The organism is Azospirillum sp. B506 (genome assembly GCF_000333595.1).
Taxonomy (GTDB): domain Bacteria; phylum Pseudomonadota; class Alphaproteobacteria; order Azospirillales; family Azospirillaceae; genus Azospirillum.
Map to the genome: position 1 here is coordinate 1 of NZ_BADK01000285.1, position 14,410 is coordinate 14,410.

Sequence of the window (14,410 nt, forward strand, 5' to 3'; positions counted from 1 at the left end):
GCTTCCGCGATCTTGTCGAAGGCTCGATCCAGGGCATCGTCATCCACCGCGAGTTCCACCCGCTCTACGCCAATGACAGTTTCGCCGCCATGCTGGGGCTGACCGTGGCGGAGGTGATGGCCCTGCCGTCCCTGTTGTCCGTGGTGGCGGTGGCCGAGCGGCAGGCCATCATCGACAATTACGACCGGCTGCTGGAAGGCAGACGGCCCATGCCGCGCCGCCGCATCCGCGCCTGCCGCCCCGACGGCGCCGGACTGTGGGTGGAACTGACCGGCCGGCGCGTCGATTGGAGGGACGGTCCGGCGATCCAGGCGGTGGTGGTCGACGTGACGCGCGAGGTCGAGGCGGAGATCGCGCTGCGCCAGTCGCGCGATGCCGCCGAACGTGCCCTGAGCGAGTTGAAGGCCACCCAGGCCAGCCTGATCCAGGCGGAAAAAATGGCCTCGCTGGGTCAACTGGTCGCCGGCGTCGCCCATGAGGTGAACACCCCCATCGGCATCACCATCACCGGCGCTTCGCAACTGCAGGCGCTGATCGGGGAGCTGTCGGACCGCCATTCGGCGAATGCGCTGAAGAAATCGGACTTCCAGCGTTTCCTCAGCGATGGGTTGGAGATGGCCAACCTGATCCTGTCCAACAGCACCCGCGCCGCCAATCTGGTGCAGAGCTTCAAGCTGGTCGCCGTCGACCAGTCCAGCGACGAGCGCCGCGCCTTCCTGCTGCGGGATTACATCGACGAGCTGCTGCGCAGCCTGCATCCGACCTACAAGGCGCGGACGGCGCTGACCATCGCCGTCGATTGTCCGGACGACCTGGAACTGGACGGCTATCCGGGCGCGCTGTCGCAGATCCTGACCAACCTCATCATGAATGCGCTGGTCCATGCGCTGGATCCGGAACAACCCGGCCGGATCGCCATCGCCGCCCACCTGATCGCCGGTGAAACGGCGGAGGGCGACATGGTGGAGCTGTCGGTCGGAGACGACGGCAACGGCATCGCGCCGGACGTTCTGCCAAAGATCTTCGACCCCTTCTTCACCACGCGGCGCGGGGCGGGCGGCAGCGGGCTGGGGCTGCACATCGTCTACAATCTGGTGACCGGCCGGTTGCACGGCAGCATCGGGGTCGAGAGCCGCCCCGCAGAGGGGACCCGTTTCACCCTGCGCTTCCCCCGCATCACCGATGGCGGCTGACAGGCATCCGGAGGCCGGTCAGCGTACCGGCCCCTCGAACCAGTGGCGGCCCTGGCGGTCCTCCACCTCGACCACCCAGACATCGGGGTCGTATCGGACCTGTCGGGCGATATAGGCGTCGGCATCGGCTTCCGGCACCGGGTCGGCACCGGTGCCGCGCGCCCAGAACAGCCGTTCGCCATCCGCCTCGCGGGTCTGCACAAGCACGGTGAAGGTCCGGTCGAGCCGGTTGATCTTCAGGATCACCGTGCCACGGCTGGGATCGCCCTTGCGGGCCACCGTCATCGCCACCCCCTGGGCATCGGCGGTGCGGATATGGGCCGAAACCCAGAGATGTGTCGGAAGGCGGTCGTCCATTGCCGTGACAGGCTCCTGATCGTCGGCTCGCGCTGATTTTGGAATCTCGCCCTGCCCGGCCGGCCGGTGTAGAGAAGAGGGCATGGCAACACTCCTGGACGCTCTCACCGCCGCCGTCAACCACCACATGTCCGGCCATGCCGATGCGGCGGCCGACGGCTACCGCCGGATTCTGGTGGCGGAGCCGGCGCAGCCGGACGCTCTGCACCTGTCGGGCGTGCTGCGGGCGCAGTGCGGCGACCCGGTGTCGGCGGTGCGGTGTATCGGCCGCGCCGTCCGCGTCCGCCCGGCCGCTCCGGCGCCCTGGGGGCATCTGGGGGCGGCCTTGCGGGCGGCGGAGATGCCGCAGCGGGCGGAGCCGGTGCTGCGGCGAGCCCTTGCGCTCGACCCCGCGGATGGTGACGCGCTGGAGGCGCTCGGCGCCTCCCTGCATGCGCTGGCCCATTATCCCACGGCGCGACGTTGGCTGGAGCGGGCGGACCGGCTGCGGCCCGGCCACGCGACCACCCAGCTGAATCTCGGCACCGTCCTGCGTGACCTGCGCCGCTTCGACGAGGCGGAGGCCTGTTTCGACGCCGTGCTGGCGCGCAGCCCCGCCAGTGCCGAGGCCCATCTCGCCCGTGCTGTGGGACGGCTGGTCCGCGGCGACCTGCGGGCGGGATGGGAGGGGTTCGAGCATCGCTGGCACCGGTTCGCCACCCCGCCCTGGGCCGGGCAGCCGCCGGGCGGCGCCACCATCCTGCTGCACATGGACCAGGGCTTCGGCGATGCCATCCAGTTCGTGCGCTATGCTCCGCTGGTGGCGCAGATCGCCGCCCAGGGTGGCGGGCGGGTGATCCTGGAAACCCACCTGCTGCTGTACCGCCTGTTCAACCGCTGCCTGGGATCGGCGGTCCAGGTGCTGGTGCGCGGGGAGAACCCGCCGCCGCACGACCTCCATTGTCCGCTGATGAGCCTGCCGCGCGCCTTCGGCACCGGTCTGGCGGAGATTCCCGCCGGCATTCCCTATCTTGGCCCCGCTCCCGACGACGTTCTCCTCTGGCGCGACCGGCTGGAGGCTCTGGACGATACGGGGGAGAACGGCGCGGGCCTGCGGGTCGGGCTGGTCTGGGCCGGCAATCCGCAGCACCGCAACGACCGCAACCGCTCGATTCCGGCGTCCGCCTTGCGCCCACTGCTGGCGGTGCCGGGAGTGCGCATCGTCAGCCTGCAGACCGGCGAGGCTGCTGCCGACCTCGCCCGCCTGACCGGCACCGCGATCCCCAATGCGATGGAGCGGGTGCGCGACTTCGCCGACACCGCCGCCATCCTCGCCAACCTCGACCTGCTGGTGACGGTGGACACAGCCATCGCCCATCTTGCCGGAGCGATCGGCGTGCCGTGCTGGCTGATGCTTCCCCATGTGCCGGACTGGCGCTGGATGCTCGACCGGGCCGACAGCCCCTGGTACCCGTCGATGCGGCTGTTCCGCCAGCCCCGTCCCGGTGATTGGACGACCACGCTCGGCACCGCCGCCGCCGTGCTGAAGGCTCATGCCGCCCGGGCCGTCCGGACCAAGGCAGGCTGAGGGCGGTCGAGGGTGGGGCGCCCGGCAACTTCGGCGGGAGCTTTCTGCCCGCCCGCCCGGCTCGAACTAGGCGAAACTTTCCTACCGGCCGGCAAAATCCGGCGCCGCCGCGGTGCTTGTGCAAAAAATCATTCGTTTCCAATGGTTTCTCGCCGGAATGGCAGTTGGCACTCCGTTTGCTAGACAGGGCGCAGAAGACCTTTGCCCTTTCTTTCGGAGACCCCTGGCCATGAGCATCTTCGGTTCGATGACAACCGCCGTTCTCGGCCTGAATGCCCAGTCGAAGGCGCTCGGACATATCTCGGACAACATCGCGAACAGCTCGACCATCGGCTACAAGCGCGTCGATTCGGCTTTCGAGACGATGGTCCTTCAGTCCAGCCAGCGCCTGCACGAGCCGGGCGGGGTCACGGCGCAGCCGGTCTTCATGAACAACATCCAGGGCAGCCTGACCCAGGTGCAGAGCCCGACCAACATCGCCATCCAGGGCCAGGGCTTCTTCAGCGTCACCAAGGTCGCCACCCAGGGGGCCAGCACGCTGGTGCAGACGCAGACGGGCACGGTCAACTCGTCCGCCGCCTTCTACACCCGCGCCGGCGACTTCGAGCTGGACAAGAGCCGCTATCTGGTCAACAGCGCCGGCTACGCCCTGAACGGCTGGCTGGTCGATCCGGTGACGGGCGTCCTGCAAAAGGACCAGGTGGCGCCGATCCAGGTCAACTCGCTGATCGACAAGCCGGTGGCGACGAACACCATCGATCTCTCGGCCAACCTGCCGGCGACCCCGAAGGAAGGCGAGAAGATCCCCGACAGCAGCATCCAGATCTTTGACAGCCAGGGCAACCCGCGCACCGTCAATTTCAAATGGCGGCAGCAGGCGGACAGCAGCTGGCGCATGGTCCTGGACGCGCCGGGATCGAACACCAAGCCGGTCGACGGCACCTTCTCCGGCAATCCCGCCACCGTGACCTTCGGCCAGAACATCGCCGGCCAGACCGCGGTCGCGCAGGTCAACGTCATCACCATCGCCGGCAACAACACCAACGGCCAGGACAATCTGCGCATCGGCGACACCTATACCGTGAAGGTCGATGGCAGCAACTACAGCCTCAAGATCACGGCCGACAACATCGGCTCGATCCGGACCTATTCCGGTCTGGCCAGCGCACTGGCCAACCAGATCAACTCCGCCTCGCCCGCGGCGTCGGTGCTCGCCACCTCGTCGGGCCAGACGATCCGCGTGACCGCCCGCAATGCCGGAACGCCGTTCAAGCTGAACACCGATGTAGTGTCCGGCACCAACACCACCAACACCATCGTCCCGCAGACCTCGACGGCGGCGACCGCCAGCTCCGGTGAAATCGACAAGTTCCAGTTCCCGCAGACCCAGGTCGAGGTCGGTGACTCCTTCACGATCAACGTGAACGGCACGCCGATCAGCTACACGGTGACCGCCGCCACCTATCAGAGCTATTCGACGGTGAGCGACGTCGTCTCCCAGCTGGCCGGCAAGATCAACCAGGCGCTGGGATCGACCGTCACCGCCTCCTCGGCCGGCAACATCCTGTCGATCCAGGCCAATGCGGTGAACACCAACGTCACCAGCTCGGCGACCGCCACCAACTCGTCCACTGCGGTGAACACGATGAGTTCGCTGCCGTCGGTGTCGAGCGTGGCCGGCGTGCGCCAGAGCCGCACGGTGACGCTGACCGGCACGCCGGGGGACATCGGCACCCAATACACCCTCAGCATCAACGGCACGGCGGTGACCTACAGCACCACCGGCGAAGAAATGACGATGGAGGACATCACCGCGGCGCTGGCGAACAAGATCAACTCGAACACCTCGCTGCCTGTGACAGCCACCGCGCAGGGCGGCGTCATCACCGTCACCGCCAAGACCGCGGCCAGTCCGACCGGCACCAACACCTTCACCAATGGCGCCGGCTCGGTCACGCTGAACGGCTCCAGCATCGATATCGGCGATACCTATACGATCACGGACTCCGGCGGCCAGCCCTATCAATTGACCATCACCAACACCAATTACGGCCTGTACGACACGCCCGCCAAGGTGATGCAGTATTTCGCGTCGGTGGTCCCCGGCGCAACCGCGAGCGGCAACATCCTGACCGTCGGCGGTGCGACCGGTGCGGTCGTCGATGCTCCTGCCGCCCAGTTCACCCTGGATCAGAGTGCCGTCGCCGGCCAGACGCCGGCCCATATCGGCCTGACCTTCGGCAAGACCCCCGAGACGGTCGGCACGCTGACCAACATCTCGACCGCCCTGGTGGGCACCGGCACCGCGGTCAGCTCCGCCAACCAGTCCGCCGGCTCCGATGCCAACGTCACCTTCACCGTCGATTACGGCTTCGGCCCGCAGCAGATCACGCTGAACCTCGGCAAGTACCAGAAGCCGGGCGGCCTGACCCAGTATGCCGGCGAGGAGATCAACGTCACGCAGCTGGTCCAGAACGGCGCACCACGCGGGCAGTTCAAGGATGTGGTGTTCGGCGACAATGGCACCGTCCTGGTCAACTACGACAACGGACGCTCCAAGATGATCGCGAAGGTTCCGATCATCACCTTCAACAACCCGAATGCCCTGCAGCGTGAATCCGGCGGCGTCTTCATCGAAAGCGAGGAAGCCGGCAAGCCGAACTTCAACGATCCGGAGACGAATGGCGCCGGTGCCGTCGTGGCGAACAGCGTGGAAAGCTCCAACGTCGACATCGCCGACGAGTTCACCAAGATGATCGTCACCCAGCGCAGCTATTCCGCCAACGCGAAGATCGTCACCACGTCGGACGAAATGCTTCAGGAAGTGCTGGGGCTGAAGCGCTAGGCGCGGCCCTGACCCACTCCTGATCCGTTGATTGCCCGATCGCCAGCCTTCCGATCGCCAGTTCCCTGATCGCCTGAATGGGGGGCGGCGGCCATCCCGGCACCGCCCCGCCCATCCCGATCCGTGAAAGGTCTCCTGCCATGTCCCTCTTCGCAGCCTTGAACAGTGCCACGGCCGGGCTGCGCACGGTCCAGACCAGCGTCAAGCTGGTTTCGGACAACATCGCGCAGGCCAACGACCCGAACCGCACGCGCCACACCGCCCAGCAGTCGGTGGATGCCAGCGGTCAGGTCGTCAGCACCACCTATCGCCGGGAGGTGGACCAGGCGCTGATGGCGCAGGTCATGGACCTGACCTCGCGCGATGGCGGATCGCAGGTGACGTCGACCTACATGCAGCAGCTGGGCGACCTGATGCGGACCACGAACGGGACGCCGCTGCTGAACGACTATGCCGACAAGTTCCAGGCGGCGATCAAGACGCTGTCGACCTCCCCGGAGGACGAGACGGCGCAGTACCAGCTGGTCCAGACCGCCGAAAACTTCTCGCGCGAGATCCGCCGCGTGTCGGAGGGGGTGGAGCAGCTCGACCGCGACATGAAGAGCGACATCACCAAGTCGGTCGACACCGTCAACGACCTGCTGAAGCAGATCAACTCGATCAACAACGACATGGTGTCGCTGCAGGGCCAGGGTTCGGCCGCCAACGCCGTTGCCGACAAGCGCGACGGGCTGGTGCGCGAGCTGAGCACCTACATGGGCGTCCGCACTGTGGAACGTCCGGACGGCCGTCTGGCGATCTTCACCCCGTCGGGCCTGGCGCTGGTCGATGCGCAGCCGGCAAATCTTTCCTATGACGGCGGCAACATCAACCTACAGGTCGGCAATCAGGTCACCTCGATCAACAACCACCTGACCACCGGCAAGCTGGGTGCCCTGATCCAGATGCGCAAGGATGGCTCGACGACCGAGCCGCCGACCCCGGCCAGCGGCGATCCGACGACGGAGATCATCCGCAAGCTGCGCTCGCAGCTGGACGAGTACGCCAAGGCCTTCACCGGCCCGACCAAGCCGGGCGAACCCACCAGCTTCGCCGATGCCTATGACGATGCGAGCCCGGCCGCCGCCGGCGAGCAGACCAACCAGTTCTTCACCGGCGACGACCGCTTCACCATCAACATCAACCCCAAGCTCCTGGACAACACCAGCAAAATCAAGCAGTCCGCCATCGACGGCATGGTCAAGGCGGTCAATGCCGCCGGCCGCAGCTTCAGCGCCGACGGGCTGCAGATCAAGGACACCACCTACAGCGCCATGGGCAGCGCCATCACCGGCACCTGGATGGCCGCGGCCAAGACGGCCAACACCGCCAGCGACTCCAACAAGGCGTCCATGCAGCTCCTGAGCGAGCGTTATCAGTCGCAGACGGGCGTGAACATCGACGAGGAAATCGCCCAGCTCCAGCAACTCCAGACCTCCTATCAGGCTTCGGCACGGGTCATGCAAGTGGCCAACTCGATGTTTGATGCGCTGGAGGCGGTGGTCCGATGAGCTCGATAACGGGAGTCAGCAGCTACTCGAAATATCTGAGCCTGGTCCGGAACCTGTCCGGGGGCCAGAACGACATCGACCGGCTGTCCGAACAGCTGACCACGGGCAAGAAGTCGGTCGATCTCAATGCCTATGGGCCGGAGGTGCAGAAGCTTCTGGACCTGCGGGCGGAAATGGCGAAGAAGGACAACTATACCCAGAGCATCAACACCGCGGCGCCGCGCGTGCAGGCGACGGACAAGGTGCTGACGTCGATGGAGTCCATCGTGTCGAGCTGGACCTCCAGCACCACCTTCCCCTTCCAGCCCGGCCCGGCCAGCGTGACCTCGCCGATCAACACCAATCCCGACGGGATGAAGCTGTCGATCGATGCCTCAAAGTCGACGCTGACGGTCGGCGCCAACTACACGGTCACCGCGGTGCCCTCGCAGCAGGGCACCAACGGCACCTTCGACGTGACGGTGACCGACGGGCTGGGCGGCAAGACCACCCGTTCCATCAATCTGGGCACCACCCCGCCCAACGACGGCAAGGGCTACAACTTCAACATCTCCGGCGGTCCCGGCGAGGGCGCCATCCTGAACCTGACCTTCGACAGTCTGAAGGCGGCGTCGAGCAGCAGCTTCTCGGTCAGCTTCCCCCAGGCCGATCAGGTGAAGGACCGGGCCGAAGGCGCCATGCGCGACATCCAGGCGCTGCTGAACCAGCGTTTCGGCGACCGCTACCTGTTCGCCGGCTCGCGCTTCGGGACGGAGCCGGTCACCGACCTGACGGCGACGACGCAGACCAGCAAGATCACGCTGAACGGCGCGGTGGTGAACACCGACGATTATTTCGAGGTGACGGTCGCGGGCAATACCTTCGGCTATCAGATCCAGGCCACCGACCCGAAGACGCTGACCTTCGTCGCCCAGACCCTGACCAGCCAGATCAATGCCGCCAACCCGCCGCTGCCGATGACGGTGTCGACCTCCAACGGCATCATTTCCCTGGTCGGCCAACAGCCGGGGCAGAAATTCGACCTGTCGGCCCGCGTCGTCAACTCCGCCACGGTCGAGAACAGCGTCAGCGCGCCGACGACGTCCCAGGCACCGACGACCGCCCTGCCGCAGATCGACCGCTTCACCCTGAACGGTGCGGCGGTGGACATCGGCGACACCTTCGAGTTCACGGTGGCGGTCGGCGATCCTGACGACCCGTACAACCAGAATTATTACCTGAAGAATCCGACCGAGCCGCACGACCTGCCACCCTACCAGACCTACAAGGTCAGCTACACGGTCAGCGACACCGACTTCGCCGCCGGCGTCACCGATGTCAGCCAGGTGGCCGACAAGCTGCGTCAGAACTTCGCCAACCTGAACCCGGCCCCGCCGGTCAGCATCGACGCCGTCGGCAACGGTCCGGGCATCGCCCTGACCAGCACCGCCAACGCCGACCCCAACCACCCCGGCCGCAGTTCGCTGTTCTCGACCAGCGCCAAGGTGACGAACGGGTCGCTGCAGAACACCATCTCGGTCGGCACCCTGCCGCCGGAGCAGGACAGCCAGGTCGACGTTCCCAATGCCGAGCCGCCGGACCTGCCATTCTACGATGCCGAATACCTGACCAAGGGCAAGAACGCCGATGCGTACCGCAAGTCGCAGGTGACCATCGACGACAACCTGAACCTGACCTATGGCGTGAGCGCCGACGACAAGGCGTTCCAGTCGCTGGTGAAGGCGATGCAGATGGTGCGGACGGCGGCGGCCAACCCCGGTAAATGGACCGAATACAGCGCCAAGGCGCGCGAACTGCTGACCCAGGCGTCCGACCAGATCCGCTCGGTCCATGCCAAGGTCGCGTCCGACGCTGCCACCCTGGAGACGACCAAGACCGCACACACGGACTCGATCGCCACCCTGACCGACCGCATCGCCACGATCGAAGGCATCGACCAGACCGAGGTCGCGGCCCGGCTGAGCAGTGCGATGAATGTCCAGCAGGCCACCTACACCGTGGCCGGCCAGACGCAGAAGCTGTCGCTTCTGAATTATCTGGCCTGAAGAAAGGGGGCGGCCGGACCGGCCCCCCCCTGCTTTCCGTCAAAGCCTTCAGGCCGTCACTTGGACCGGCCGGCCGACTGCGTGAAGTTGTCGTAGGGCAGCTCCGCCACGCGAAACCACAGTTGGACCTCCTCCAGGAAGGGCTTCCAGCTGTCGTAGACCGCCTTGAAGTCCGGGTTGGTCTTTGCGAGATCGTCGTACATCTCGTAGGCGATCTTGTGGGCGGCCTCCATCAGGTCGCGCGGGAAGGGACGCAGCAGGGCGCCCTTGGCGACCAGACGCTTCAGGGCCTTGGCGTTTTCCGCGTCGTAGCGGGCGGTCATTGCGCCGTTCCCTTCGGCGCAGGCCGCCGTCAGGATCGCCTGATAGGATTTGGGCAGGGCCTCCCATTCCTTCTGGTTGATGTAGAGCGAGACCTGCGGCCCGCCTTCCCACCAGCCCGGATAGTAGTAGTATTTGGCGACCTGGACGAAGCCCAGCTTCTCGTCGTCATAGGGGCCGACGAACTCGACCGCGTCGATGGTGCCCTTTTCCAGCGCCGGATAGATGTCGCTGCCGGCGATCTGCGTCGGGGCGGCGCCCAGCTTGGCCATGATCTGGCCGGTGATGCCGGCGATGCGGATCTTCAGGCCGTTGAAGTCGGCCAGCGACTTGATTTCCTTGCGGTACCAGCCGCCCATCTGGGCGCCGGTGTTGCCGGCCGGAAACTGGACGATGCCGTGCTTGGCGAAGAAGGCGCGCATCACCTCCTGGCCGCCGCCATACTGGTACCACGCGTTCTGCTGGCGGGCGTTCGGACCGAAGGGGATCGTGGTGTCGAAGGCGAAGGTCGGGTCCTTGCCGACATAATAATAGCCGCAGGTGTGGCCGCATTGCACGGTGCCGTTCTGGACCGCGTCCAGCACCTGGAGGCCTGGGACGATCTCACCGGCGGCATGCACGCGGATCTGGAACTTGCCGTCGGTCGCCTCGGACACGCGCTTGGCGATCAGTTCGGAGGTGCCGATGAGGATGTCGGTGCTCTTCGGGAAGCTCGAAGCCAGACGCCACTGGATGGCCGGCTGGGTCTGCGCGATGGCCGGGGCCGCGAGGGTCGAGGCGGCAACGGTCGAAACGGCACCGACGCCGGCCTTGGTGAGAAACGCTCTTCTTTCCACTCCCGCTACTCCGCAAGATTATTGCTATCGCTGACGATTTCCCAGGCCTGCAATGAATTAGGGAATTACAGCGACTTACGCGAGAGAGTAACAAAGCATCCGATGCGGCGCCCCGCATCGCATAAATGTGCATGCCTGCCTTTCGAGGGTGTAGCCGGCCCCCTCGAAAGGCACGTCCGGAGAGGCGTCAGGAGGCGGGCCGCAGGCGCCCCAGGAAGACCGACAGCGGCGGCATCACCAGCGTCCGCCCATCGGCGGTCAACTCCGGCGGCAGGGCGCCGGGCGCGCGCGGGACCGGCAGGGCTTCCGGTTCGCCCCGGCCGCGCAGCGCGAACTCCGCCGGCCGGTCGGCCATGTTGAAGACGGCCAGCAGCCGCTCCTCGTCGGACGAACGCTCGAAGGACAGCAGGTCGCCATGCTCCTCTACCGCGGCGACGGTGCCGTTGCGCAACGCCGCCAGGTCATGACGGAGGGAGAGGGCGGCACGCCACACCGCGAGCGGGCTGCCGGGGGTCCGTTCCTGGCGGTCCACGGCCAGGTCGCGGTGGGCATCCGGCACCGGCAGCCAGGGCTCGGCGACGGTGAAGCCGGCATGGGGTTCGCCGGACCGCCAGGGCATCGGCGTGCGGCTGCCGTCCCGCCCCTGGAAATCGGGCCAGTAGGTGATGCCGAAGGGGTCGCGCAGCTGGTGCTGCTCCAGCACCGCGTTGGGCAGGGCCAGCTCCTCGCCCTGATAGAGGCAGACGGTGCCGGGCAGCGAGGACGCCAGCATCGCCAGCAGGGCGTTGAAGGCCTGTGGGTCGGCACCCGTCGGCAGCCAGCGGCTGGCCGCCCGCTCCACATCGTGGTTGGAGAGGCTCCAGCAGATCGATTCCGGCTGTCCCGCCGCGCCCAGTGCCTGGGCGAAGCCCTTGGCGCTGAATGGCTGCTTGGCCAGCGACAGGGTGTAGGCGGCGTGCAGCCCCTGCGGCGTGCAGTAGGCGGCGATGCGCTGGCCGGCGCCGGGCTGGCTGGACAGCTCGCCCAGCAGGACTCGGCCGGGATAGCGCTCCACCGTCTCGCGCAGGCGGGACAGGATGCTGCCGATGGCCGGATGCATCATGTCATAGATGTGCTGTTGCAGGGCGAAGGGCTTCAGCGGCGGCTCGGCCTCCCGCCACAGGACGGCGGGGTTGGAGCGAAGCAGTGGGTCGTGGGCGAAGAAATCGACGGCATCGATGCGGAAGCCGTCAACGCCGCGCTCCATCCAGAACTCCGCCGTCCCGCACAGCGCATCCATCACCGCGGGATGGTGCAGGTTGAGCGCCGGTTGGCTGGCCAGGAAATGGTGCAGGTAATATTGCCGCCGCCGCGGCTCCCAGGTCCAGGCGGCCCCGCCGAACACCGACAGCCAGTTGTTGGGCGCGGTGCCGTCGGGCTTGGCGTCGGCCCAGACATACCAGTCGGACTTCTCATCGGTCCGGGTGCGCCGGCTCTCGACGAACCAGGGATGGGCATCGGAGGTGTGGCCGCAGACCAGATCGACCAGCACCTTCAGCCCCAGCCCATGAGCGCGCTCGATCAGCCGGTCGAAGACGGCGAGGTTGCCCATGCGTGGGTCCACCGCCCGGTGGTCGGCGACGTCATAACCGAAATCGGTGCGTGGCGACGGATAGAAGGGGCTGATCCAGACGCCGTCCACACCCAGCGCGGCGACATGGTCCAGCCCCTCGATCACACCGTCGAGATCGCCCCAGCCGTCGCCGCCGCTGTCGCGGAAGCTGAGCGGGTAGACCTGGTAGAGCGCCGCCCCATTCAACCAGGACAGGTTCGGACCGGACGATTGGAAGAGGGGAGATGAGTGGGGCAAGGCAACAAGCTCCGCACCAGAGGGCCAATGGACGAGGGGATACGACGGATACGCATGCGGATCACCAGAGTCCTTCCTCATGGCTAACGAAAGGTTACCGGCCGTTCATGGTCACAGGCGTATGCATTTCGTAGAGATGATCATTCGGAGCAGAACCTAGGGAGGATACCCTGGGACTTGGCCGTCATGTGGCGCTGCGGCTATACCAGCGGCTCAGAGCGGGGAGCGGGTATGCGGCTGGGCGGCAGGGAGACTGGATCCGGGCAACGGCTTGGGCGCTATCGGCTGCTCGACCTGATCGGGCGGGACGGCGACGCCCGGCAGCACCGTGCGCTGGACGCCAATGGACAGACGGTGACTCTGTGGACGGTGCCGTTGGCCCGACTGTCCGCCGATGCCGCCGGGCTGGAGCGGTTCCGGCAGAGGGCGGGTGCCGCAGCCCGGCTGTCCCACCCCGCCATTCCAGCCATCCTGGCCTCGGGCGAGCATGCGGGCACCGTGTTCGTCGCCACGGCAGCGGTGGAGGGGCCGACGCTCGCCGCGCGGTTGGATGGCGGCGCGCTGCATTGGGACGAGACCGTCACAACGCTTGACCGCATTCTGGGCGCGCTTGCCGCGGCACACCGCGCCGGGGTTTGCCATGGAACTTTGACTGCGGAGGCCATCCGCTGCAGCGGAACGGCGGCAACGGTCACTGGATTTGGCCTGGCGGCGTTGACGACGGCAGACGTCGGTCTCAGGGACGATCTGGCTGCGGTGGTCCGGCTGGCGGAACGGCTGTTGGCAGGGCATGACGACCGGCCAGGAGTGGCGGCCCTGCTGGCAACCCTGCGTGACGACGGGGCCGAAGCCTTCCCGGATGCCGGTTCCCTGCAGCGCGCCGTTGCCGCTTTGAACGGAGCCGCCGTTCCGCCGCCTGCGCGCTCCCGCTCCTGGCGGCTGTCGGTCGGCGGCATGGTTCTGGTGGGTGGAATGGCTGCGCTGGCGGTACTGAACCGCCCCTCCCCGCCCCCGCCTCCGCTCCCGCCGATCCCCGAGATGCCGATGGCGGAAACGCAAATGGCTGTGGATGCGGCAGCGGTGACGGACATCCAGCCGCTCTCCCCGGCGCCGGTCTCGCCCCCGCCTCCCGTGCCGCCGCCAACGGTCTCCGAGCCGCCGCCGGCCGCCGCCCTGGCTCAGGCGTTGCGCTCCATCCCTTGCGCGCTGGTGGAGGTGGAGACGATCGGCGGACGGTTGCTGGTTTCCGGGATGGTGGCGGGGGAACCGGCGGAGACCGCGCTGCGCGATACAGTCAAGGCGTTTGTCGCAGGCTGGGACCATGGCTTCGACCTCGTCACGGTGGATGCGCAGTTCTGCGCGCCGCTTGGCAGCGTGGCGCCGGCACTGAACGCCAACAGCGTTTTGCCGGACCCGTTGACAGTGACGCTGCCGGATGGACCGGCCTTGAGTGCTGGCGACCCGCTGGTCCTGGAGATCCGGGCGCCCTCGCGGCCGGTGCAGTTGCAGATCGACTATTTCACCATCGACGGCAGTGTCGTCCATCTGCTGCCCAACCCGTCGGACGACCGCACCGCGCTTGCCGCCGGCGCGGTGCGCCAACTGGGGGAAAGGCGCGAGGATGGAAAGCCGGGGAGCGGGCGCAGCTGGACCATCGGCCCGCCCTATGGCACCGAGATGCTGCTGACCATTGCCGCTGCGGAGGCGCTGTTTCCCACCGCGCGGCCGGAGCAGGAGCCCGCGGCCGACTATCTTGCCGCGCTGGCGAAGGCGTTGGCCACCCTGCCGGAAAACGCACCGCCCCCGCTGGCGGATGCGCGCTTCATCACCACCGCGCCGTGATGCGA

The 14,410-nt window shown here is 67.1% G+C and carries 9 protein-coding genes; 6 read left to right on the forward strand and 3 right to left on the reverse strand.

Translation table 11 applies throughout. The features are described from left to right. Positions 1 to 1,193: sensor histidine kinase (locus I71_RS08915; protein WP_148294195.1), on the forward strand; the 1,193-nt coding region annotated here is incomplete at its 5' end. An 18-nt stretch (positions 1,194 to 1,211) separates the two neighbouring features. On the opposite strand, the gene I71_RS08920 is transcribed toward I71_RS08915, so the two are convergent. Beyond that, positions 1,212 to 1,550 carry a DUF1491 family protein gene (locus tag I71_RS08920; protein ID WP_042694002.1) on the reverse strand — a complete coding sequence of 113 codons (339 nt, stop codon included), beginning with the start codon at positions 1,548 to 1,550 and terminating at the stop codon, positions 1,212 to 1,214. 82 nt (positions 1,551 to 1,632) lie between these two features. Here I71_RS08920 and I71_RS08925 point away from each other — a divergent pair, with 82 nt between their 5' ends. The 4 genes from I71_RS08925 to I71_RS08940 all read left to right on the forward strand — a co-directional run bounded on the left by I71_RS08925 (position 1,633) and on the right by I71_RS08940 (position 9,557). Next, positions 1,633 to 3,117: a tetratricopeptide repeat protein gene (locus tag I71_RS08925; protein ID WP_042694004.1), complete on the forward strand. Its 1,485-nt coding sequence runs from the start codon at positions 1,633 to 1,635 to the stop codon at positions 3,115 to 3,117. A gap of 229 nt (positions 3,118 to 3,346) precedes the next feature. Beyond that, complete coding sequence (locus tag I71_RS08930; RefSeq protein ID WP_042694006.1) at positions 3,347 to 5,962, forward strand: flagellar hook-basal body complex protein; 2,616 nt, start codon at positions 3,347 to 3,349, stop codon at positions 5,960 to 5,962. Between the two features lie 140 nt (positions 5,963 to 6,102). After that, complete coding sequence (gene flgK, locus I71_RS08935; RefSeq protein ID WP_042694008.1) at positions 6,103 to 7,512, forward strand: flagellar hook-associated protein FlgK; 1,410 nt, start codon at positions 6,103 to 6,105, stop codon at positions 7,510 to 7,512. Then, complete coding sequence (locus I71_RS08940) at positions 7,509 to 9,557, forward strand: hypothetical protein (protein ID WP_042694010.1); 2,049 nt, start codon at positions 7,509 to 7,511, stop codon at positions 9,555 to 9,557. Before flgK ends, I71_RS08940 begins: the two co-directional genes overlap by 4 nt. 56 nt (positions 9,558 to 9,613) lie before the next feature. Here I71_RS08940 and I71_RS08945 read toward each other — a convergent pair whose 3' ends face one another. Further along, positions 9,614 to 10,714, reverse strand: a complete 1,101-nt coding sequence (locus tag I71_RS08945) for a TRAP transporter substrate-binding protein (protein ID WP_042694012.1) — start codon at positions 10,712 to 10,714, stop codon at positions 9,614 to 9,616. Positions 10,715 to 10,901: 187 nt separating this feature from the next. Further along, the gene (locus tag I71_RS08950; RefSeq protein WP_049976005.1) at positions 10,902 to 12,563 is read right to left on the reverse strand and encodes an alpha-amylase family glycosyl hydrolase; all 1,662 of its coding nucleotides are present in this window, start codon (positions 12,561 to 12,563) and stop codon (positions 10,902 to 10,904) included. 186 nt (positions 12,564 to 12,749) lie between these two features. Here I71_RS08950 and I71_RS08955 point away from each other — a divergent pair, with 186 nt between their 5' ends. Next, positions 12,750 to 14,405 (forward strand): DUF4384 domain-containing protein, encoded by a 1,656-nt coding sequence (locus I71_RS08955; protein ID WP_244433722.1) that lies wholly within the window; start codon positions 12,750 to 12,752, stop codon positions 14,403 to 14,405. Positions 14,406 to 14,410: the final 5 nt, after the last annotated feature.